19 protein-coding genes and 1 pseudogene are annotated in these 23,305 nt (G+C 38.6%); 10 read left to right on the top strand and 10 right to left on the bottom strand.

The features are described from left to right. Nucleotides 1–139 precede the first annotated feature (139 nt). Nucleotides 140–1,258: a PAS domain-containing sensor histidine kinase gene (locus LEP1GSC062_RS06355; protein ID WP_010577663.1), complete on the top strand. Its 1,119-nt coding sequence runs from the start codon at nucleotides 140–142 to the stop codon at nucleotides 1,256–1,258. A gap of 136 nt (nucleotides 1,259–1,394) precedes the next feature. Further along, nucleotides 1,395–2,195, top strand: coding sequence for an enoyl-CoA hydratase/isomerase family protein (locus tag LEP1GSC062_RS06350; protein ID WP_010577662.1), 801 nt, complete (start codon nucleotides 1,395–1,397; stop codon nucleotides 2,193–2,195). Nucleotides 2,196–2,556: 361 nt separating this feature from the next. Here LEP1GSC062_RS06350 and LEP1GSC062_RS06345 read toward each other — a convergent pair whose 3' ends face one another. The 3 genes from LEP1GSC062_RS06345 to LEP1GSC062_RS06335 form a co-directional block, all read right to left on the bottom strand. Then, on the bottom strand, nucleotides 2,557–2,955 hold the full coding sequence (locus LEP1GSC062_RS06345; RefSeq protein WP_010577661.1) for a DUF3052 family protein: 399 nt from the start codon (nucleotides 2,953–2,955) through the stop codon (nucleotides 2,557–2,559). A gap of 31 nt (nucleotides 2,956–2,986) precedes the next feature. Beyond that, nucleotides 2,987–3,535: an LIC10604 family protein gene (locus LEP1GSC062_RS06340; RefSeq protein ID WP_010577660.1), complete on the bottom strand. Its 549-nt coding sequence runs from the start codon at nucleotides 3,533–3,535 to the stop codon at nucleotides 2,987–2,989. A gap of 179 nt (nucleotides 3,536–3,714) precedes the next feature. Further along, nucleotides 3,715–6,108 (bottom strand): sulfatase, encoded by a 2,394-nt coding sequence (locus LEP1GSC062_RS06335; RefSeq protein WP_170875655.1) that lies wholly within the window; start codon nucleotides 6,106–6,108, stop codon nucleotides 3,715–3,717. 105 nt (nucleotides 6,109–6,213) lie between these two features. On the opposite strand from LEP1GSC062_RS06335, the gene LEP1GSC062_RS06330 reads away from it, so the two are divergent. The 3 genes from LEP1GSC062_RS06330 to LEP1GSC062_RS06320 all read left to right on the top strand — a co-directional run bounded on the left by LEP1GSC062_RS06330 (nucleotide 6,214) and on the right by LEP1GSC062_RS06320 (nucleotide 8,130). Next, nucleotides 6,214–7,143: an alpha/beta hydrolase gene (locus LEP1GSC062_RS06330; RefSeq protein ID WP_039941363.1), complete on the top strand. Its 930-nt coding sequence runs from the start codon at nucleotides 6,214–6,216 to the stop codon at nucleotides 7,141–7,143. Between the two features lie 115 nt (nucleotides 7,144–7,258). Next, entirely contained in the window at nucleotides 7,259–7,711 is a 453-nt protein-coding gene (locus LEP1GSC062_RS06325) for an FAS1-like dehydratase domain-containing protein (RefSeq protein ID WP_004505991.1), read from the top strand. A gap of 2 nt (nucleotides 7,712–7,713) precedes the next feature. After that, nucleotides 7,714–8,130, top strand: coding sequence for a MaoC family dehydratase (locus tag LEP1GSC062_RS06320; RefSeq protein ID WP_010577658.1), 417 nt, complete (start codon nucleotides 7,714–7,716; stop codon nucleotides 8,128–8,130). Nucleotides 8,131–8,400: 270 nt separating this feature from the next. Here LEP1GSC062_RS06320 and LEP1GSC062_RS06315 read toward each other — a convergent pair whose 3' ends face one another. Continuing rightward, nucleotides 8,401–10,500, bottom strand: a complete 2,100-nt coding sequence (locus tag LEP1GSC062_RS06315; RefSeq protein WP_010577657.1) for a SpoIIE family protein phosphatase — start codon at nucleotides 10,498–10,500, stop codon at nucleotides 8,401–8,403. 1,055 nt (nucleotides 10,501–11,555) lie between these two features. Here LEP1GSC062_RS06315 and LEP1GSC062_RS06305 point away from each other — a divergent pair. After that, nucleotides 11,556–12,347 carry a tetratricopeptide repeat protein gene (locus LEP1GSC062_RS06305; RefSeq protein WP_010577655.1) on the top strand — a complete coding sequence of 264 codons (792 nt, stop codon included), beginning with the start codon at nucleotides 11,556–11,558 and terminating at the stop codon, nucleotides 12,345–12,347. Nucleotides 12,348–12,355: 8 nt separating this feature from the next. Beyond that, the gene (locus LEP1GSC062_RS06300; RefSeq protein ID WP_010577654.1) at nucleotides 12,356–12,970 is read left to right on the top strand and encodes a DUF2062 domain-containing protein; all 615 of its coding nucleotides are present in this window, start codon (nucleotides 12,356–12,358) and stop codon (nucleotides 12,968–12,970) included. On the opposite strand, the pseudogene LEP1GSC062_RS06295 reads toward LEP1GSC062_RS06300, so the two are convergent. From LEP1GSC062_RS06295 to LEP1GSC062_RS06275, 5 genes and pseudogenes are all read right to left on the bottom strand, one after another. After that, a pseudogene (locus LEP1GSC062_RS06295) lies at nucleotides 12,967–14,023 on the bottom strand (2-dehydropantoate 2-reductase). The gene LEP1GSC062_RS06300 and the pseudogene LEP1GSC062_RS06295 overlap by 4 nt on opposite strands. A 422-nt stretch (nucleotides 14,024–14,445) precedes the next feature. Continuing rightward, on the bottom strand, nucleotides 14,446–17,046 hold the full coding sequence (locus LEP1GSC062_RS06290) for a SpoIIE family protein phosphatase (RefSeq protein WP_010577653.1): 2,601 nt from the start codon (nucleotides 17,044–17,046) through the stop codon (nucleotides 14,446–14,448). A 203-nt stretch (nucleotides 17,047–17,249) separates the two neighbouring features. Beyond that, on the bottom strand, nucleotides 17,250–17,882 hold the full coding sequence (locus LEP1GSC062_RS06285; RefSeq protein WP_020983745.1) for a biosynthetic peptidoglycan transglycosylase: 633 nt from the start codon (nucleotides 17,880–17,882) through the stop codon (nucleotides 17,250–17,252). A 17-nt stretch (nucleotides 17,883–17,899) separates the two neighbouring features. Beyond that, on the bottom strand, nucleotides 17,900–18,562 hold the full coding sequence (locus LEP1GSC062_RS06280) for a RibD family protein (RefSeq protein ID WP_020983718.1): 663 nt from the start codon (nucleotides 18,560–18,562) through the stop codon (nucleotides 17,900–17,902). Next, nucleotides 18,559–18,786 (bottom strand): (2Fe-2S)-binding protein, encoded by a 228-nt coding sequence (locus LEP1GSC062_RS06275; protein WP_051201231.1) that lies wholly within the window; start codon nucleotides 18,784–18,786, stop codon nucleotides 18,559–18,561. The genes LEP1GSC062_RS06280 and LEP1GSC062_RS06275 overlap by 4 nt, the downstream gene beginning before the upstream one ends. A 158-nt stretch (nucleotides 18,787–18,944) precedes the next feature. Between LEP1GSC062_RS06275 and LEP1GSC062_RS06270 the strand changes: the two genes are divergently transcribed. Both LEP1GSC062_RS06270 and LEP1GSC062_RS06265 read left to right on the top strand, forming a co-directional pair. Further along, nucleotides 18,945–20,282, top strand: a complete 1,338-nt coding sequence (locus LEP1GSC062_RS06270) for an MFS transporter (protein WP_020983709.1) — start codon at nucleotides 18,945–18,947, stop codon at nucleotides 20,280–20,282. Nucleotides 20,283–20,481: 199 nt separating this feature from the next. After that, nucleotides 20,482–20,691 (top strand): hypothetical protein, encoded by a 210-nt coding sequence (locus LEP1GSC062_RS06265; RefSeq protein ID WP_010577649.1) that lies wholly within the window; start codon nucleotides 20,482–20,484, stop codon nucleotides 20,689–20,691. 453 nt (nucleotides 20,692–21,144) lie between these two features. On the opposite strand, the gene LEP1GSC062_RS06260 is transcribed toward LEP1GSC062_RS06265, so the two are convergent. After that, complete coding sequence (locus tag LEP1GSC062_RS06260; RefSeq protein WP_139357258.1) at nucleotides 21,145–21,939, bottom strand: LIC13212 family protein; 795 nt, start codon at nucleotides 21,937–21,939, stop codon at nucleotides 21,145–21,147. A 44-nt stretch (nucleotides 21,940–21,983) separates the two neighbouring features. Between LEP1GSC062_RS06260 and LEP1GSC062_RS06255 the strand changes: the two genes are divergently transcribed. Then, nucleotides 21,984–23,240 carry a hypothetical protein gene (locus tag LEP1GSC062_RS06255; protein ID WP_010577647.1) on the top strand — a complete coding sequence of 419 codons (1,257 nt, stop codon included), beginning with the start codon at nucleotides 21,984–21,986 and terminating at the stop codon, nucleotides 23,238–23,240. Nucleotides 23,241–23,305 lie beyond the last annotated feature (65 nt).

Here is a 23,305-nt window from a genome sequence, read left to right as displayed (position 1 = left end):
TTACGATTTTAAAATAAGAATATACGAGTTCACTTAAATCCGACCAAAGAATAAAAAGACTGCCGGAATCCTCATATTTTTCAAGACATCAGCAAGCAAATCGAGTTATCCGAACAACGGGGGAAACTAAAAAGCACTGATGGAAAACACGCAAAACGCAATCTGGTCCGTGGACAAAAATTACAGGATTCTAACGACGAATCGTCTTTTTCAAGAATTCATATTCAATATATATAAAATAGATCTGAAAATAGGAAATAACGCTTTAGAACAATTCGGGTTCGATACCTCCGCCACTTGGAAGGATATCTACGATTCCACTTTCGACGGCGTTCCAGTTCGAAAAGAGTGGGAAATTCCAAATCAAGAGGGAAATTCAAGTTATTATGAAATTCTAACTTCTCCTATTTATAGTTCAACTGAAAACACTCGAATATCATATCCGAAAGATCAGGCATCTCTTTCGGATATTTTATGCGACGAAGGATCAAAAAACGTAGGAGAGATCCTCGGAGCGACGCTTTACATTCGAGACATCACCGAAAAAAAGGTATTAGAACAAAAAACCGCCAACCTCATCAAGAATAAGAACCGGCTGTTGACTACGGTAGTGCATGATCTTAAGAATCCGATTAACGGAATTCTGAGTCTAATCGAACTTTTAAAAGAACAAACTGATAATCAAAACAGCACGGGACTTCTCAACATGATATCTCGAGCGGCCAATAAATCCTTAAACATCGTACAAGATCTGTTACAGATTGCGGAGATGGAAAATGAAAATTTCAAACTTAAAACGGAAAAAACGAATTTAAACTATCTTATTGAATCGCTCGTAAAACAAAATTGCCCTGAAGCTGAAAATAAAAAGATCAAACTTCACACAAGACAGGAAATCAATCCACTCCCAGTAAAGATCGAACTGTTGAAATTCCAAAGAGTTTTGGAAAACCTAATTTCCAATTCATTAAAGTTCACGAAAGAAGGCGGAGAAATCCTCATTCATTCTTACACTCAAAATAATAAAGCGATGATGATAGTGAAAGACACGGGGATCGGAATTCCTTACGGCCTTCAGTCCTCAATCTTCGATCAGTTCACAAAAGCCAGAAGACAAGGACTTAAAGGAGAAGAGACTACAGGGCTCGGAATGTTCATCGTCAAAGTTATCGTGGAACTTCATAAAGGAAAAATCACTTTAGAAAGTGAAGAAGGACTCGGAACTAAATTCATTGTAGAAATTCCATTGGATGCTTGAATCAATAGTTTAAATTCCAAACCATTTATTTCTTTTTGCAGAAGGAATTAAATTTGATCTAAAAATATCAAACATCAATTTTGGAAATCAAGAAAACCAACGGATTCAAAAATCCGGAGAAATCGAGAGGAATCGTATGAAACTTGCAAAGGAAATGATTACTTCTAAGGATTCAAAAATCGGAGTGATGAAGTTAGTGCCGGAGGGACCGATGACGCTGACACTTCCGTTGATACATGAGATGGGTAACATTCTAGGAGAATTCGCCACGGATCAGGATATCCGAGCAGGAATCATTTCTGGACCCGACGGAGACTTTTGTCTCGGGCTCGATCCGGACGCAATTCTCAATTCTTCTACCGACGAAATTTCAAAGATAATGGCCGGAATTTTTGAAATGTTCGGATCACTCATTAGCTTTCCAAAACCTTTGATCGCGGAAGTCGGCGGAAACGCCGTCGGAGGCGGAGCGATCATTGTGTACACATGTGATTACAGATACATGGTGGATGGAAAAGGAAGAATCGGATTTGCGGAACCTCTGGTCGGCTTGCCCATCACAAAAACGTTGATCCTTAGGATGAGACAGGTTATGGTACCTTCCTCCGTATCCGAAGCAGCAATGGAAGGCGCGCTTTACAAACCGGCGGATGCGGTTCAAAACGGATTGTTAAGCGAAGTAGGAACTTCTTTGGAAGAACTGAGAAAAAAATCGCTGAGTAAAATCAACGTCCTTAACCGAATTCCCGCGTCGGCAATGGTCGAAACAAAAAGAACTTTGAACAAAGAAGCCTTAGAAGCGGCAAAAGCCGCACCGAAAGAACTCGCGGAACTTTTTAAAAAGCAACCCGCAATGATCAAAAACCTTCTGGAAGCGATGAAGGCAAACAAAGAAAAAAGAAGGCCTTCGCTGACTCATGAAGCAAATTACACATAAACCGATCATAAAAATTGAAAACTCAAAGAGTAAGCTATACGATCGATAAACTACGCTCAAAAATGATTTTGAACTCTCACAAATCATTTCGGGCGTTCCCGCTTTAATTTTCCCAAATTGAATATCCGAAAAAAACGCGGGGCCAGGCTGTTCCAGGTTCCTCGCGAACGACTCATCTCTCGCCGAAGTAATCGATAAGATAAAGTAAAACGCTCGGAAACGACAACGTTGTGTGCCTTTCACATCTCCGCAATAATCCTCAGAGTCCGGCGCTTGAGTTCAAAGAACGAAGTGAGTGGCCGCAATCTGAAAAAATCAATACGATTCTCTCAAACGGATTGCAATTTCAATACTTAGAACATTACTTTTTTCTTCTATAAAACTTCAATCCAGACCAAATATCCGAAACGGCACATACTTTTACGTCCACGATTCCCAATTCCAATCCGATATTACGAACGATATTTTCATTCAGATCGGTCGGGACCTTGGAAGAACCCTTCGGCCAGGAAATCCAAATCATCCCCTTTTCACTCAAATGCTCAACCAGTTTCGGAAATCGTTTCCGAAGTTTTTCGGATTCTTTTACAAATACATGCAAATAATCTAATGAATCTTTTAGAGTTTTTGAAATTTCCACATCTGCAAGATGATCCTTAAGTTCTTTTCGAACGTCCTCTGGCAGATCTTCGAAAAAAACTTTCATACCGGCCTTGAGCCCGAGTTTATCTCCTAATGATTTATTCGAATATCCGGCCATCACCTTTTTCCCTTTTCCATTCTATCTTCAACTACCGATTGTGCGGCCGATCCTCTTCGAGTTTCTTAAATCTAGAAAGATGGTCCTCTTTAAGTTTTTTATCCATAAAGTCCAAATATTCTTGTATCGAAGTCGTATGACCAAAAACGAATTTAGAAAAGAAACGAAATATCGGAGAATAGACTTTGCCGTTTTCTGTAATTTTCAGTTTGGTTCCGCTGTAAAACGGAATGATTTCAAAAGTCCAAGAACCGCTGAAAGGTTTATCTTCATCCATAATTTTAGATTCGATCTTTTCATTTTTTTGATCTTGAACGAAAGAATACGTCAATATTTCATTATAAGAATCCGTTTCTTTCCAAGAAGTAGAAGAAATCTCTTCTATGTTTTTTAGGTTCGGTCTCCAAGACGGATATTGTTTGAAATCCCGAATCGCAGAATAGATCGTTTGAGGCGAAGTCGAAAAAACTTTTTCTAAAGAAGCGGAATGTTCGATCGGAAGTGCGGAACCGATTCCATAAATACTCAAAATCAAAAGTATTAAAAATCCGACTACATACATTAAAATCGAATAAATCATCCGTTTAACTTCCGGTTATTTTACAAATATTGAATTCGTTTCTATTAAAATTTATCTTTAAAGTTCACTAACTTACGTTTAATATCGACTTGAATCATTGCAAGATATGCAAACATTACTTTCTTTTCGACCAGTATCTATAAATACTTTTGTTTTTAAAGTTTGATTTCGAATTCATTTCACTGATGAATATAACCCCAACTTTCCAAAATCTTACGCACCTCTTGCCCCATAGCGACCTCTTCTTCGGATTCCTTTCCACCGGAAAAACCCGTGTGATAGTATAAAAACGGAATTTCAGAGGAAGAATATCGATACGGACTTTTTCCGAGAGAAACGTAATTTGGTTCGCTCAAAAGAATTTCTGCTACGACATCGGAACGAATCCCCCATTTACCGACGCGATAATACTCTGGTCTTCCATTTTTCAAGATCTGAAGTTTGAAATTTGGGGAAGGATCTACTGTCTTTACCGCAAGTATTTGATCGGAACTACCTGATTCATTCAAAATCTTTAAAGTAATATTTTTCGAATCCTCCTGTAAGACATTCAAACTTCCTGTAAAATCGTAACGATAAATTCCTCCCTTTGCAAAAAGCCGAATTTCTCTTTCACAGATTTTCTCACATTTCGGAAGTCTTAAAAAGAAGGCATTTTTATTAAGTTGATTTTCTTTTAAGATAGATCTCGCTTCGCTTAACAATTGAAAATCAACAGCAGAGACATTTTGCAATTCTTTCGGATCTTTTTTGAGATCGTAGAGTTCTTCGGACATTTTGTGAGGCGCGCCTTCTCGCGTTCTGCGAACGGAATCGTAACCGGGATATCTTCGTATGTATTTAAAATCCTGGGTCAAAATGGATTCGGAATATCTTCCCTCCGTATAAATGACAGGCTCAAACTCCGGTCCTTTTTTACCGAAGATCGCGTTAGAATAATCGTTTCCTTTTAATTTTCCTTCCGGATAAGAAATCTGATTGAGCCCGAGCAACGTCGGCATTAAGGAAAGAAGTGAAACCTGGTCTTTAAATTCTTTTTTTTGAATCTGTTTCTGAAACGATTTGGGTGGACGAATGATCCAAGGGACTCGAATTTCTTTTTCATAATGCGTTTCTCCGTGTGCATAAACGGTTTCGGTGATAAAATGATGGTGATAATAATGCGACCTCTCTAGAAGTTCCCCATGATCGCTCGTAATTACGATCCAAGAATCTTCGAAAAGTCCCTGTCTTTTTAGTTCTTCGAAAATTTTTCCTAAAAGAGCATCCGTATAACGAACCTCTCCCAGATATTTTTGTTGGTATTCGTCCAGTTCTTTCCAAAGTAAAGAATCGGACCGATCTTTTAATTCTTGCAAATATTTTGGGGGAGGTCGGTAACCCCAATGCGGAGTATTCAAGTTTAAATGTAAAAAGAACAGATCTTCTTTGTGTTCTTGAAAGAATGTTCTCGCTCTAGAAACTAATTCTTCCGTATCCAAAGTGTCTTTGCCTACCTGTTGAATTTTATGAAATCCTAAATCAACTCCTACTGAGGTATAGTCCATTAGAAAAACGTTATTCATTATGCTTTCCGTGAAATACCCTTCCGCCCGAAAAGCGTTCGGTAATGTTAAGGGTTTTTTGGAATAGAAAAGTTTTCTTTGTTGGCTGGAAGTGTAAAACCAAGCATTTCCAAGTCCGAGATTGGATGCAATTTCCGACGTAAAAAAGGAAATCATGGATGGTTTGGTCCAATTTCCGTTTGCGATCGTTTTTTTGAAGACGATCGATTCCTTCGATAAGGAATCCAAAATCGGAGTCGTAGGGAACGGAGAACCGCCCGAAGACAAAGAATCCTGTCTAAGCGCGTCGATCACGATCAAAATCACGTTCTTTTTTTGAGTATTCTGTTTTTCTAATATAATAGGTGAACCTAAAAATAATCCAGAACCGAAATCCGAATCCCATCGGATTTTAAGAAGGGAATTCGGTTTACAATTCTTTTTTTCTTGTACATCTTTTCTTTCGAAAAGTTTCCAACTTTTCGGATTCGACTTTTCACTTTTTCCTAAGTTGTTATCATTCTGATATTTCAAAAGAACGGAATAATAAGTCCAATTTTCTTTCTGCGACTTCAAGTTTTGCTCGAAGATTTTAGAATCATCCAAAAAAAAACGTAAATTTCCTTGACCGAAAAATCCATTTGCTCCGTTCGAAAGCAACCCGGCATAAAATTGAAAAAAATTTCCACAAACATCCGAAGACAAATTCTCCAATTTCAGAACACATTCTCCTCCGGACGGAATGAACAGGGAATCTTGTGATTCGTTGATATAAAGAGACTCGTCCGTATAGAAAGTCATTTGAACGTTCTTCCAACGATCTTGAGAATTCAGATTAGAATATCTTCCCGGATTTTTTTTCCAATGATAACGGAATTTTTCGATTTCACGATTCGTATCACCCTTGCAGATAAAATCACCACCTTTCAGCAAACGGGTCAAATCCCCTTTCACAACGTTTTTGTTCGAACTTGGAATTTGATTACATCCTTCAAAAACTGGAATCGAAAGTGTAAGAATCAAAAACATTCCGCAATGGAAGAATGTTCTGTAGGAAGACATGAGTCCAAGAAAATCATTTCGCTTTATGAGACAACAGAAAAGAACCTTCTCATTGGAATGAATTTTTTCCAAATGAAATTTTTTTCTCTTTTCAAAGGACCGTTTGTGTTTATAACACGTTTCGCTATGTCATGGATTAATTCTTACAATTTAGAAGACGATACCTTCGCGGGAAGCGAAGGAACCAAGATTTTCTATCGAACCTACCAACCCAAGGAAGGTAGGAAAGAAAACCGAGTGCTCGTGGTACAACATGGGATAGGAGAGCACAGCGGACGCTATGAATTCTTAGTGGAAGCTTTTGCAGGAACCGGAACGGTGTTTTATCTTATCGACTCTCGTGGACACGGACGTTCCGAAGGGAAACGAGGCGCGGTGGATTCTTTTTCGGATTATCTTTCCGACTTGGATAAGCTCATTGAAATCGCAAGGGAAAAAGAAAAAGTTTCCAAAGTTACTCTTCTCGGCCATTCGATGGGGGCCGCTATTTCCACTTTCTATGCAGAAGAAGGAACAAATCAAGGTAACTTGAATGCGCTGATTATTTCCGCCCTTCCTATAAAAGTAAAATTAGACCTCCTGATGAAACTCAAAAAAGGAATCGCGCCCTTGATGGCCGACATTTTTCCGAATCTTACTCTTCCGACCGGTTTGAACGTAAATCATTTAAGTCATGATAAGACGGTGGTCGACGCTTACGTGAAAGATCCTTTGGTTCATGGAATGGCTTCGACTTATCTTGGAAACATGCTTCTAAACAGCGAAGAACCGATTCTCACCAACGCAGGGAAAATCAAAATTCCGATTTATATCTTTCACGGAAAAGAAGACCAAATCGCCGATTCTGCTGGAAGCGAGGTCTTCTTTGAAGTTGTAGGCTCTTCCGATAAAACCCTCAAAATCTACGAAGGACTTTATCACGAAACGATGAACGAACGTATAGAAGATAGAACCAAGGTTTTAACCGATTTAAAGAAATGGTTTGAATCTCACGCGAACTGACAGACAGAACGTTTGTTCTGTTTTTCTCTAAAAAAATCATCGACCGGGGCTTCCCCTTTGATAAGATTGAATTCGGTCAAAAGCCTTTTTTAAAAATAAAATTCAGGAATTTTATATGTCAGCAAAAGGAATATCCAAAGACCTGATCGGTACCAAGTTGGATCGCTACGAATTCGACGTAGAAAGAGGAAAGATTCGCGAGTTCTGTCAGGCGATCGGGGAAACAAATCCGATCTACTTCGATGTAGAGGCCGCTAAGAAAGCGGGTTACGAAGACACTCCCGCTCCTCCAACGTATCCGACCGTAATTCAATTTTGGGGTTATCCTAAAATTTGGCAGGATATGGAAAATATGGGAGTAGACACTTCTAGAATTCTCCACTTAAAAGAAAAATACACATACCTGAAACCGATCTATCCGGGAAGAGTATCTTCCCAAGGAGAATGTATCAACGTTACAGTCGGTAAAATGGACACGATGACGTTTAAAACCACGGTCAAAAACGCAAAAGGCGAAACGATCGTAGAACAAGAGATGTCCATCTTTATCAGAAAACCGGAGGCATGATAATGAGTAAAATTGATTTTGATAAAATCGAGGTCGGACAGGAACTTACTCCCTTAAAAACGGACGTAATCACTCATGCAAATTTAGTTCGTTACGCTGGCGCATCCGGAGATTTTAATCCGATTCATAATGATCCCGACTTCGCTCGTAAAACGGGACTGGATGGGACAATCGCACACGGTATGTATGTGATGGCCCAGCTCGGAAGACTTTGCACTTCTTGGGCAGATCAAAAACAAATCAAAGAATTCGGGGTTACATTTAAGAACATGACCAAGCCGGGTCAGAAACTTACTTGTACTGGAAAAGTAAAACGTAAGAAAGAGGAAAACGGCGAGAAACTAATTACGGTTGCAGTCGAGGCTGCCGATGATTCCGGAGAAATAAAATGCTCCGGCGAAATGGTAGTTATTGCTTAAACGAACCTAACTTTCTCGAAATCGGAAAATAAAAAAAATTCGAATCCGATTTCGAGAAGGTTCCTTACTCTCCTCTTTTCCCAACGCCGAAAAAGAAATTAACATTTTTTTAAAGATACAGATAGGATGCCTCATGTTTCAGTCTAATGCCTTATTCTTTGAATCGTTTTGTTTTTGATTCAATGCTCTGCAAATCACCTCGCAAAGACAGAAGCAGTGTCGGTCGAAAGCCAAAACAATTCGAACCCCGGACGGTTCACTTCGGAAAACCTAACTTCTTTTAATCGGATAGGACTCCACGGCTATGACGGTGATATCGTCGTAGCGTGGATTTTCTCCTCTTGTTAACTCTTCTATTTTAATGAGTTCTTGGATCAAGGCGTTCAGTTTACTTTCTCTTCTTTCGTGAAGAGCTTTTGTGATCAGTTCCATATTGTGCTGTTTTGTATTTAAGGAATCCTTCATGCGATTTTCGATAAGTCCGTCCGAAAACAATAAAAGCCTTGAGCCCGCCGGAAATAGAACGGTCTTAGAAACGATTTCGAGAGATTCAAACAAACCGAGGATCGGGCCGGTTTTTTGAAGTAAGGAAGGAAACTCCCCAGGTGGTTGAAGAATCTGGTCAGGGTGTCCGGCGGATGCGTAGGTAAACTCCTCTTTTTTTGTATCTATGTCTCCTATCATACAAGGGAATATACTTTCCAACGAATCGAATTTCTTTAAGAATCTAGAATTCAATTCTTTAAGAATCTGAGCCGGGTTCTCCAAATTTTTCAATTCTTCATACTCCGTTTTCAAAGCCATGGTCATCAAGGAAGCCTGTACTCCATGGCCGACCGCATCGGCGATCAACACTCTTACTTTTCCTGGAAGAATTTCGGATATGTCCAAAAAGTCGCCTCCCACTTTTTCAAGCGGCATATATTCGTAATAAAACCGTATTCCCGAAATATCTCGATCCAAGGGAGTCAAAATCTTCCTTTGGACGTTCTGAGCGATTTCTAATTCCCGATTGATCTGAGCGATATTATCGTTTAAAACACGAGTTCGATCCTCGATTTTTTGAACCAACTGTTCCTTCATCTCGAAAAGTTCCAGATTCGAAGTTCTGAGATTGAGAGCCAACTCTCTCGTTTCGGCGAACTTTCTCGATCTTTCAGAAGCGAGAAGAAGCGATTGTAGAAATACGAAAAGGACAAGAGCATAATGTGAGGTTTGAATACTTCCCGTTTTTAAAACTCTCACGTAAAAAAGATCCACAAGAACCGCGATAAAAAGAATTCCGGAGCCGTAGAGAATATACGTGTAATTCCTTTCCTTATCAAAATCGATTTTCAGAATCGCGTAAAACAAATAACAAATCGTAATAAGAATAAAATAATGATAGATTGAAATATTCTGGTTATTGAATTGCATATTACCGAACAAGGTTACAACAGAGAATAAAATCGAAAAAACCACTCCCGCATTGATAAGCTTTCGGTTCACATACGGAGGAAATAACGAACTAAAAAACAAAAGAAAAAATGGAACACTCATCGACAAAGTCAGATGATTGAGCTTATTAACCCAAGGCCAAGGAATTTGAGGAAAGAATAACATTAAAATTTTAGAATTTATTAAAGAAGATCTGAGACAGATCACAAGGCTATACATTCCGAAATAAAGCGGGGATACACTGCTTCTTAAATAAAGATACTGGAATATATGATAAATTCCCATGATTAGAAGACTGCTGAAGGAGAATATATCGAAAAATAGAGTGATCGCTTTCGAAACTCCCGCGGAATCGGAAGGCCCTATGGAAATCGGAAGTAAAACTCCGGCCATCGTGGAGCTGTAGTTCGATGTGAAAATTTCGATTTGTATTTCGTTTTGATCCGCAAAAAATAAAAATTCTTTCGGCTCGACTCTTGAAATCGTAGAACCGGCGTCGATACCGGGTACTCCGCATTCTCCGATGATCTGACCGTTGATTTTAACTCGATACGCGGAAGCAATCGCTCCTAAGGATATGGAAAGAATTTTCTTTTTCCAAACTTCCGGAAGAAAAACCTTAAGTCCGTACTTCGCATAACCGAATTTCGGATAAGCCCGATAATTTTTGAATTCGTTAGTCCAAGAACCGGGAACTTCAATAAATCCTTTGGAATGACTTTCAATTCCTTCATCCGGCTCTTGAAGCCAATTAAATTCCCATTCTCCGTTGAGTTTTGCCATCCCGGAATCGGGGTTTTGTATTCCTCTAAGATCGATTTTACCTTGATAGGCCTTGAATCCATCTCCCGTCTGCCAAGGAGAAGCAATCATGACAAGAATAATAAGTGCAAACGGACCAACTAAGAAAAAAAATATTTTTGAAAATTGCATTTCGAATTTAAATCCGCTCTGAATTAAAATTGAAATTCAAATCAGGGGCGTCAATTGCATATAACAACTGACGCAAGATTAAAGTTAAAAAAAATACAAAGAGTTTAAGTCTTTTTTGTTTTTTTAAATAATATTATGTAAAAATAAACAGAATATTGTCAAAATATTGGAATTATTTTCATACCAAACAAAACCTAAAGAAATTTACCCTTCTTTGAAAAAAATGAATCGGCCTTTACATCGTCGGATCACGGTGGAAAAACAAGGATCGGTTTCTAGAAGAAACTCTGAAAGCAGCCCTATCACATATCGGCATGATTCGATTTTTTCGAATGAGGCTTATAAGTATCTCACTTTCAAACTTCTGATAAAAATACGAAGCAGCCATTACAAACGTAAATCACCATAACTTATTCTTGTTCCGTTTTTTGGAAAAGAATAATCTTTACTCATCTCTACATAATAGAGTGTCCAAAATTCTGCGTCTAAACGTGGGATTTGTGCTCAAATTAACGATATTCTATTTTATAGGGATCAGTAATAAAAACAAAGAATGAGAAATTAAAACGTCCAGGGTCGTGTTCGAAAATACTAACGTTATACAAATCTTATTAATCGGACGTATGAAAATAGTACCAAGAATTAACGAGCGATTTTTGCAAAGATATAAAAGCGCTCACAAAATTGCACCGAATCCAGAATTGTTGGCTTTTTTGAAGAAGATCTAACATTCTAAATTTTGAAACAAACTGATTATAGTATTTTTCTCATGCGCCCGAGTACTAATCAATAAATCGCCGGAGATTGTCGGATACTATCGACCTACAATCCAAAAAGATATGTCCAGTGGAATTTTCTAGAGAGCCAAAGAACGAATCGAAACAAGAAAAAACCTGTCGAATCGGTCATTGAATTTCCGAAGAACCCGTATGAATTCTTTTTTCGGATTGCGTTTATCAAAACGATCTTGGATTCTTTCTGAGTGGGGAGGATCATCGGGCTCCGCGAAATTTTGAACAGTCGTATAACTAAAAAGATAGGATTCGAGATAAAATATGAACAGATTCAATCTTCGCTTAAAAATTCTTTTGAATACCTTCTTTGTCACAATTGAATTATTTTTTTCGATCGTAAATTGTAATAAAAAAGAATCGATCCCCATCTTGGAAATCCGGGATCTTACCGAAAAAGAAAATCTCGTGGAAGCGCTTCAAAAAGCGGAAGAAAATCTGAAACTCAAAGGTAATACCGCCGAGTTACTTTACATCCGCGGTTGGATTCGTTATCTTCAAAAGAATCAAATCGCGGCGATGAACGATTTCAAAAAATGTCTTGCTCTCGATCCTAAATCTTTGGATTGCAAAAGAGGGCTCGGTCTGATATACGAATCCAACAAAGAATACAAAGAAGCGGCAACCACTTACCAAGAGGCCCTCATACTCGCAAAGAAAAAAGGACCGGACTTTGAAGCGCTTATTCATGAGAATATCGGAAGCCTTTACCTCAGGCAGAATTTGAGAAAAGAAAGTTTAGGCGAATTTCAAAACGCGATTTCCCTTTCCGATAAAGGAGACGCGTACTACGGTTTTAGTTTGTGCCTGATCATGGAAGGGAATTGGGAAGAAGCAATTTCTTATTTGGAAAAAGGAGTTTCCAAATCGTTTCGCGCCAAAGCGTTTCAATCCGAATCTCATTTCCTATTATCCAAGTTCTACTTTGAAAAGAAAAAAGATCCTGTAAAAGCGGAAGCGGAAATTAAAAAAGCAATCGAGATTTTCCCTCTTCATAAGGAATACTTGGATGCGTTACAAACTTATATGGGGGAAAGAATTAAATCCGGTCTCTGATTTCAAATATGATAAAAGCAGTATATAGATTCATTCATCAACAAGTAATAGTTCCCTTTCAAAAATCGCACGCTCCCGTTCAAGAAGTATGCCTAGGTACGTCCATCGGACTTTTCTGGTCGCTTACACCTTTGGTCGGAATTCAGATGTATCTCGGATTAATTACCTGGATGCTTTTGGGATTGATCGGAATCCGTTTTTATATGCCGATCTCGATCGCCATGATCTGGATCACAAACCCGATTACTTTTCCTTTTTTCTATTACATCTTTTACATCACAGGAATTGCCGCATACAACGTGTTAGGTTGGAATATGTCCGCCATGAACTTTGCGAGAATTTCGAAAGTCATTGATCATTCCGACTCCTTGGGATTCTACGAAGGTTTGAAATATTGGAGTGTGTTTTTGATAAACGATATGGGGGCGCCTATGTTTTTAGGCGGTTTTTTAATTGGAGTTCCGTCGGCAATCGTCGGTTATCCGCTTACAAAAGTTCTTCTCAACGGGTTTCGTAAAAAACAAGCAACAAAAGAGGGAATCAGCCTGAAAGAATGGGAAGATAAATACGTCCGAAAAGAGGCAAACAAAAATGTATCGATTTGGAATATTCTAAAAAGTTAATTTAATTTGATCTCCAGTTTTTCGGCTAAATCTTCCAAGCTCAGATTTAAAATTTCAGGATTCGATTCCGCTTCTTTAATCAATCTTACAATTTCCCGATTTAAAGGAGCGGGATGTCCCATAACGTCCGCGAGTTTAACCACTTCCCCGTTCAAAGAATCGATTTCTGTCGATCTTTTTTGAACCAGATCTTCCCACATAGAAGATCGCGCCTCTGGATCGATTTTTACCATGCTCGAAGCGATTTTGAAAAACAGAAAGTCCGGGAGATTCAAAATGGTCGGAGCCAGACTTGGAATCATCCTTCCGGAACGAATCGGTCTAATTTCAGCAAGTCTTAAAATATCAAGGGATTCTTTCATCAATTTAGAAAGAATTTTTCGATAACCCAGTTTTGATATTTCGGTTTTTAAGGTGAGCCCCGAAAGTGCGTTCAAGGAATTATTCAAATTGAAGATGAGTTTGCCCCAAAGAATTCCACCTATATTTTTATGAGTGTTGGTCGGAAGTCCAGCCCGATTAAAAATCCTCTTCAGAGAACGAGAAGATTTGGAATGTTCGATCACGAGATTTCCGCTCGTACCTCTGTGAAAATGACCCTTTCCTTTGGAAACAACGTTGAAGGGAACCATTCCCGCTAAAACTTCCACAGGAATACCTTCGAGCCCTTTCTTTAAAATTTCAGCGTTTCGAACTCCGTTTTGAAAGCTGACTATGACGGGAATTGAATACGAAATGGAATGTTTACTTTGCCTTTTTTCAAGAATTCCTTTGAGTTCCCCGACAAGATCCTTAGTGTCCTTGGACTTTACGGTAACTAAAAAAACGTCTGCGTCTGAGACGCTCGAAAGGGAGGTAGGAAAAAGAAATCGAACTGGGAGGGAGAAAAATCTCTTTATTCGTATAATCGGTGATTTTCGCGCCGAAAGTTTTCAGTTCATTCCGAATTCTTTCCCTACCGTAAAGCGTCACTACATTCCCCGCCGCCGACAACCTACAACCAATATATGTTCCAATACTTCCGGAACCTAAAACTGCAAAAGAAAGACTCATGGGAATACGCATCAAATCAGAATTTAAGATTTAATTCTACAACTATTGCAATTAATCGGGAAAAAAATAAAAAGCTCACCCTTCATAAAATTAATTCGTAATAGTTTGAATTATTCCGGTTTCAAATCAGATTGCTGAAAAGAGTATGCTCTTTCGGATTCTGAGCCTACGCGATCGCTCAAAAGTTTGCGGGATACCCTTCCGCGCTTTACAGGCAAGTCGGTGTTTAGTCTTTGCCCGAAATACGCTGACTTTTTTCGAGTGGAAAAAGGGAAAATGAACAAAAAGCAAAAGTTAAAACAGCCGAGATAAGAATCCAGTCGTCAATTGCGAAAGTATAACAAAAAGGACTTGTAGCGTTTAGATAAGTTCATGGACCCGATCAGGTCTGTATTCAAAAATAGGAAAGTTTATCGTAAATTCTACCCATTTCGATGATCCGGAATCGAAGAATCTAATTGAATCCTGATCTTCTTCGCATTAGGATTGTTCGGATCCAATCGTTCGGCTGCTTCCAACAACTTAAGAGTCGCTTCCCTTTTATGGACTAAAAGATAAGATTCCGCAAGATGCACAACGTTATCCAAGAATTCCGGTTCTCTTAATAAAACTCTCTCACCTAATTCAATCGCCTGATGAAAACGTTCGAATCTTTTGTAAATCAAAGAAGCGTTAAATATCATTTCCACATCTTCCGGAAATTCCGAAATTAACTCCTCAAATAAAGATAAAGCTTCTTCATACTTTCCGGCTTTATAATATACCTTAGCCAGTTCTTTTTTAAAAACGGGAGGCATTGTTTCGCTAGAAATCTTACTTGTTATATTTTCGAGGTGATAAATCGTGTCTTCCCAGTTTTCGAGTCGAAGATATTTGAAATACGTTTCGTCCGGAAATTTAAAAGAAAGGTTATTATTGGAAATAGACCCCAAACGAACGGGCTCCTTGAGATAGGATAATTTGACGATACTCAAATCGTCCGTTAGTTCTCCATAATTCTGGATTCCCTTAACCAGCAAGTCAAGATCGCCTTTGGATTCTTCTATCCTTTTTAAGAATTGAAGTTCGTCTTCGTTGATCACAGGAATCCCCTCCGGACCGACTCCCAATAAAAGATCGTCCCTTCCGTCCGAACCGACAAAAATAGAATCTCCTTTTTCGAGAAAAAAGGTCTTTACTTTCATCTTACTTTCCAAACCGGTAATCCCTATTTTACGGAGTTCTAATTTATCCTCAATGAAGGAAGCAACTCCGTTTCTATAAAGAACCGTCGGAGGATGTTCTGCATTTAGAAAAAACAGGATCCCGGACTTCAAATCCACTAAACCTAATACGACGGAAACTAACATCGAGCCATCAAAAGCCTCAAAAATATTTTGAAGCTCCAAAAAGCATTCATTGAGCCATAGCTCGGGAGGCTGGGAATAGTAAGAAGAAACGGTTTTCGTTCTAGACACAAAAGAACGAAATACAACTCCTAAAACTAAGGCTCCGCTAGCTCCTTGAATGGATTTTCCCATCGCATCACCGTTTACAAAAACGAGATACTTTCTATCTTTTAAAACGATCTCATCGGCGATAACAATATCTCCGCCGATTTCTTTTTTCCACTGTTTAAATTCGAATCTTTTTTTTTGACGACTAAAACCTTCCACGACGATGAAATCATTTCGAACATTATATCGATTTAAAGGGTCCAGAATAAGAGAAGTTAAAAAATAATCCCCGTCCTGATGAATCTTAAGCTCCCGAATTTGATTTAATGTATCTTGCAACCGGCTTGTTCTTTCTTTCACTTTTCGGTCCAGGTTTAAATTCAATTCCTCCACCTGGTTATGAACTCTCAAAAACCGATTCGCCAAAATGAACACAATTCCGAGTTCGAACGCAAAAAAACCATACTTTAGAAGTCCATAATTTTCTAAACCAGGAACCAACCGCATCGAACCTAAGAGATCGGCGATCGCCGAAGCCAACAGAATGATAAAACCCGCAATCAAACGAATGGAATCCCGATTCTTTCGAATCAAAGCCCGTACCATGATGAGGAGAGAATACAGAGCAAATACAAAAACGGAAAGTTGCCAAATCTGTAAAAGAAATAAACAAACAGCTCTACTTGAAAAAGGTATTAAAGACGTAAGTATAAGCGCGAAAAATTGATAGAACCTAGAGACAAAACTCACCTTCGATTCAAAAAACGTATCCAGAAACAAAAGAAAAAAAGCCGTTATGTTGAAAATGACCATATATTCCAACTTCATCTGCAAAAGCGGATCTAAGTCGAGCTCGTAGACGGCGTTACTTCTAAGGTAGATATAAACCGAAAAGAACATCGAAAACAATCCGAAGAACAGATCGTACCTTTGCTTGGGACGTTTAAAATAAAACAAGAAGTGGTAAAATCCAACGAATAGATATAAGAACGACAATATAAGTCTAGGACGTTCGGACAAAATCGATAGGTTCCGAGATTGCAAATCCACCACAAGAGGCGCGGAATCAAAACTCGCATAAACATCCAATTCCTCACCCGGATTCCACGACAAAATTATTCTGATTTCATTGCTACCGATCTTCACTTTATTTTCGGGAATCGAAAGAATTACGTGCCTCTTAAATCCGTTCCTAACGATCTTCCCATTTAAAATGAAACCCCCTTCGCCGATTTTTTCTCCGTTAAAGAAAACTTCGTAGACATTCGACAATAAAGGGAAATGAACCGAAAGTCCGTCTAAAGCAAGTTCTTGAACTTCCTGTGCGGAAATTTCAAAAGTTTTCAATAAAGTTAAAGTATAAATTGTATCTTTCGTCAAAGAAAACGATTGAACCGTCTCTTTTGGAATCGGAAGGGATTTTAATTCTTTCCAGGAAATATCTTCGACCGAAGCATCTAGATTTCTTCCCGAAACGAGTTTCCAATCCTTTGTGAGATTAATCGGAAATGCAAAAACCGGAGTGGATATAAACAATATAACAAGCCAAAGAAATCGATCGTAAAAAAATTTCCCATTCGGTTTCATAACGTTATTCTACATTTTCCCTTCAAAAAATAAATGATAGCATAACGTATGATTCTTATTTTGCAAGGATTAATAAACGTATTTCAAAATAAGAACCCGCTCCAGAAGAATCGGATGGCTGCCTTATTTCCACACTCAAATCAAACGCCCTCAATACCCAAAACCCATCCAGTGAGGCGTTACTTGAGTTTGTCACTGGATAATTACAATATTCTCGAAAGTGAAATCACTTCTTCTCGAGTGTAAGCATCAGGTCTTTTTAAGATTTGAATCAATGCTTTAAATTGATTTGTGTCCAAATCGATGGGCTTTTTTTTAAAATAATATCGAGACGCCCGATTCAAACCGTTCATTCCTCTACCCCAATAAACGCAATTGAGGTAATATTCCAAAACTATGTTCTTTCCGAGTTCATCTTCCAACGCGGAAGCGATCTGAATTTCCTTCCATTTCCTAGATAAAGATTTTTCTCTAGATAAAAAAAGCGTTCTGGCCAATTGTTGAGTGATCGTGCTCGCGCCTCTCATTTTTCGAAAAAATAAGATGGAGGAAATAAACGCAGAATGAATATCCGAAATGGAATACCCTTTGTGGGAATAAAACCTTTTATCCTCTACCTGAACGGTATATAAAATCCATTCTTCAGGAATCTCCGAAAGCCGAATCCATTCCAATTCGAGCGGAACCGATTCTTTTTGATCCGGCAAATAGACCAATCGATCCTGCCGCACCAAAATTTTTCTTTCCGGAAAGAATTGTTCATAAATTAAAACAGATACAAAAAAAATCGGGAGAGTTCTCAAAAAAAAAGCGTAAAATAATTCCTTTTTTTCCATAAATTCAGAGTTTAATTTTAGAACTTCGAAGATTTTTGATATATTAGAAAAACTTCATTTTCTAATACTTCCGAAGAAATTAGGTCCCATTTTTTTCGATCAAAATTCAAATACTCCTTAGGCCCGCCAGTAATCGAAGGAAGATCCTTTTGCCCGATTAGAAAAGGAACGATCGTGAGATAAATTCTCGAGATAAGTTCCAATCGAAAAAAGGAATCGTTAAGAGAAGGACCGCCTTCCAAAAGAATCTCTCGATAACCCATTTCAGAGAGAACCTTAAGAACCTCCAGAGGACTCAAATCGTTTCCGGGAAGAGAAATAATTTCCGCAACAGAACAAAGGTTATTTAACACAGAAGAATAATTCTCATTCAGACAAAAAATCAACGGAGGCTGTTTAGAAAAACGGAATACTTTTTTATCTTCCGGAAGAGTTCCCGATCTGAGAAGAATCACGGGTCGCGGATCTTTAGCGTTTTGAACGTAACGAAGATGAATGACCGGATCGTCGTTGAGAATAGAATTTTTCCCAAGAATTAAAGCGTCCGCCTTGGAACGAATCTCATCCATTCTCTTCTTATCGTTTCTGGAAGAAAGTCCGTACCACCTTTTATCCGGACGAGAAACTTTCCCGTCAAGGGTCATCGCCATATTGATTGATACGTTAGGAAGTGAAGTCATATCCTCGGAACGTTCAGTTCTCGAGCCAAGATTTTACAGATCGAATTCATGCAGGTTCCGCAGCCGGTAGAAGCGCCAGTATCGTCCATGAGTTTTTGCAAGGTATTGTTTCCGTTTCGAATCGACATTAGAATTTCTTCCTCAGATACTTGATTGCATACACAAACCTTACGAGGACGCATAAGTTGACATAGGTCTACTTGACTAAAAAAAGAGGAATCCATATTCTTATACTTAATTGGACAATCAAAAAGTGATTTCTCATTCAGATTAGAGACTCTAAAAATCTTATGCAAGAGAAATTTTTTAAGGTTTTCATTTGACACTCGGTTTTCGAAAAAATATATTTCGAAATTTCTAGTTAGAAACAAAAAGGCAAGCTATGCAGAATATCAAAAGAGCCCCATTTCGAGAAATTCTCGGCTGGTGCATGTTCGATTTTGCGAACTCATCTTATACGACCGTCATTATCAGCGTAACATACGGAATCATTTTCAGTCAATTGGTAGTTCCTTCCTCCTCAAACCAAGAAAATCCGTTTGAATACGGAAATCTCCTCTGGTCGATCGCTCTTGCAATTTCTTACCTTCTCGTGGTCATAACGGGGCCCGTTTTTGGGGCAATTACCGACTATTCCGCGCGTAAAAAGCAGTTCCTATTTTACAGCTATATCTTTTGCATTATTTCAACGGGCGCCCTCTGGTTCGTAATTACTCCCGGGCAATATCTATTGGCCTTCATTCTCATCATCTGTTCCAATTTCTTTTTTGCCTCCGGAGAAAACTTTGCTTCCAGCTTTCTTCCCTACTTAGGACCGAAAGAAGATCTGGGCAAAATCTCAGGTTACGCTTGGGGAATCGGATACTTCGGCGGAATCGCTGCCGTAGCATTAGTCAATACTTTGGGTCCTAAGACCATGGCAAATTTCAATAGCCTTCGTTTGGTCGGTCCTTATACCGCATTTTTCTTTTTGTTTGCGGGAGTTCCCACCTTCCTTCTTTTGAGAGAATACACCGCAGGAAAAGAAAAACCGGAAGGACTTTCCTATCTCAAAATCGGAATCGAAAGAGTAGCTTCCACAATGAAAGAAATTCACAAGTTCCGCGATATGGCCTTATATCTTGTGTCTCTGTTTTTTGCGATGGCCGCACTTGGAATCGTAATCAGTTTCGCCTTTATTTACGGCGCACAGGAGATCAAAACGGAAGAAAAACACGAGATCGCAATGTTTCTATTGATCCAACTTTTTGCCGCAGTCGGAGCGATTGTATTCGGCTACATTCAAGATAAAATCGGTGCGAAGAGAACCTTCAATATTACGCTTTTATTATGGATCATCTGCTTGTTATTAATCTATTGGGTGAAAGACCTAACCGCGTTTTTGGTCGAAATCGGGGTTCCGACAACACAACAATGGGTGTTCGTAGGAACAACTGTATTTGCAGGAACCGGACTCGGAGCCACACAATCCGCAAGCCGCGCGATCATAGGTCTTTTTGCTCCGGAATCCAAATCGGGAGAATTTTTCGGTCTTTGGGGCTTATCCGGAAAGATAGCGGGAGCATTTGGTCTCGTTGCAGTCGGGGGATTGCAAGTTCTCTTCGATTTAAGAAATTCCTTTTTGGTAGTTTCCGTTTTTTTTATCGTCTCTCTTCTCATCAACTTTCTCGTAGATGAGGAAAGAGGAATTCAAGCCGCTATCGATTATCAGGAAACGTAATCGTATCTCAGTTCAATTAAAAATTTAAACTTGTACCAAAAGCTGGTTCTAAACCCTTAGAATGTGGGAACTACTATAAGAATTTAACAACGAAAAAGACTGTTCGAGAACCATAAATATCTTACTTTACTTCTATGAAGTAAAGTGGCTTGCTTTTTTCCGGAATTACGCTATCCTTTCGTAAAGGTAAAGGATCGGAATGGCTTTTCAAATCGAGGACGAGTTCGAATCACATCAGAGTCAGCGTAAATTAGCCTTATCTACGATTGACGAGTTGACTCAAACGAAATTGGATTTATTGGAAGCTGGAAAAGAAATTCCAAGATTTATCAACCTCGCAATTTCCTATCTCAATAAGAAATATCTTACCGAAGAAAAAGTCATCAGCGACTTCCTAATCAAAAAGTAATCTCAGATCGATTTTCCCTCTTTTCCTGATTATCATCGAATTAACAACTTCATCCAAAAACGCCTACTTACTACTTCGGACGCATGAATAAAATACTATGATAAACTATTTCGAAAATTAGAATGTTGGAATCTTCCTCTAAAAAGTCGAGATTTCTCGATTTGACTTAATTTTTGAGAACCGTTGTACTTTTGCAAAACCGACCGCCTATTTTCGAGTATCATTTTCATGCGTCCGAGTAGTAACTCTAATACTATTTTGACGTGTCTACAAAGTAAGGTTCCTTTTTTAGGCAAATAGTTTATTTGTGGGAACTATCACAAATCACGATTTTACGAACAATTCTAAAATTGTAGGAACTCCTACTTTTAGAGAATTCTTTCTCATTTTCTCCACGAACTCACGTTAAATTAACATTTTTTAATGAATAGATTCCAAATAAAAAAACGAAAATCAATGAAACTCGAGCATTTTGGAAATCATGATTTTTTGATCCAACTCCATCGCGTGGAGTTTAAGAGCTACCATCTTATCCACTTTTCTCAAATATCTTTTGTATTGAAGAATGATCTGTCTTTGTTTATTATAAGGAAGAGGATTCGTAGCATCGTGCAATTTTGTGACCACACTTGCCGGAACGGGTTGAATCGGATTATCTGGCCAAAGGAAATCCGTGTCATGGCTCGAAAAGAACTCCAAAAGAATTTCACTGTTGTTGTTCGGAGTTCTTTTTCCATCCCCTAAAAAAGTCGGTCCTTTGGGAGAATTATTAATCAGACGTCTCATCTCTCGTATAAAAACTTCCCCTTTTGCGTTCGTTCTTTTAAACTGAAGAATGATTTTGTCCAAAGATTGTCCGTCCGTTCCCGGATAAATATAAATTTTGGATTGATAGAGATACGTTTTGGGATAATCGGCAAATGATTGACCGAGACCTAAATCAAGTTCAAGATATTGTTTATTCTCTTTATCCTGAAATAAAAACTTTACGGCTTTACGAGGTTCGTCCTCGATATAACGAAGGGCTTTTTTATAGGTTTCGTTTCCAAGAAGATTATTGATCCTTAGAATATTCCCGGCAATCGACGCGTGAAGATTATCCACTTCGATATCCGTAAAACCGCCTTTGCGCACGGTTTCGATCTGCTTTAATTCTTCCTTTTCTTCCAGAGTTAGTACCTTATTTGGCGCGGCTCCCAAACCTGCGATGGAAAGAATTACCAGAAATGATAAAATACGGATGTTCATAGGTTTACTCTTATCCAAATTATCGAAATTCTGATCCCCCATTCTTGATTTTACAAACCAAAAATTTTCAGGATATTATGACTCGTTATTGTAGATTCAACGGATTTTTTGAGGAAGAGTTAAGGTCCGAAAATATCGCTCCGGAAAAACTGGATTTAAAAAACCGATCCTTGGAAAATCTATTTTTTCTCTTCCAATCGATTTATGACACATCAACGACGGTTTTCTTAAGTGAACCTCCCGATCCAAATTGGATCCGATTTTGGGAAAAAAGAGGAATTCGATTTTGCAAGTCTCAATTCTTAAAAAGAAACTCTAACAAAAATCTTCAATCTTTACCGATCGATCCGATCCGAACTTGGGAAGAATGGGGCTCGATTTCCGATCTGAATGATTCGGGTGAAATTCTTTATTCTCCTCAAAAAGCGGAACTTTCTAAAAGGCTAAATTCCAAAATCCTTTTGACCCGTTGGAAATCGGAACGGGGTTTTCAAGATATTCCCGCCGTGATTTTGGAAAAACCTCCTTACCTTTCCGCGTTAATCTCGGAACTACCACCGGACAAAATTGTCCTCAAACCGGAGTTTAGTTTTTCAGGGAGACATAAAATTTTTCAATTCTCTTCCATTGCTTTGGAGAATTGGGAAGAGCTTGATTCAAAGAAAGTTTTTTCTTGGTTTCCCTGTGTCGCGGAACCTTGGGTTTTAAGAACGTATGATTTTTCAGGTCTCTATGATTTTTCCCACGGAGTTTCCACCTTTTGCGGAAGTACGATCCAAATCTGCGATGAAAAAGGAAAGTACAACGGCGCTTATCTTCCTTCGAAAAAAGAATCCGAACTTTTCTTTTCTCTTCTTGAGCCAGTCGTGAAAGAACTATCCAAAAGTTTTTCTCCCAAGTACGAAGGACCAGTTTCACTCGACGGCTTTGAGTTCTATTCTCAAAATACGAAAAAAATACAAAGAATCAGTGAAACGAACCATAGATGGTCCATGGGAAGAATTTTGCTCGAACTTTCAAAATTCCCTATTCTTAAAGAAAGAAGAAAGGAATTCGGTAAGAATCTTTCTATTCTTCCTTTACAACTGAAAGAAACAATTCCGGAATATTCGGAATGGATTTCAGACTGGGGTAAAACAAGAGGAATTGAAATTCTCCCTTTAACTCCAGATCGATTTACATCCGGAAAACCTTACGGAATTTCTTGGATTCTTTTGAGCTTTTTAGAAAATTCTCAAGAAACGATGCAAAGGAGAATTGAAAAGTTTTATTACGAGTGGAGGAAACGGATTCTCCACTGAAATGTACTTGAGGCTTTTTTAGACCTTGCCAAGATGTCCTTTAAGGTTGCGGTTTACCCGCCCGG

It is taken from the genome of Leptospira alexanderi serovar Manhao 3 str. L 60, from assembly GCF_000243815.2.
Lineage (GTDB): Bacteria > Spirochaetota > Leptospiria > Leptospirales > Leptospiraceae > Leptospira > Leptospira alexanderi.
The sequence above is the reverse complement of the archived record's forward strand: the minus strand, read 5'-3'. Positions and strand labels throughout refer to the sequence as shown.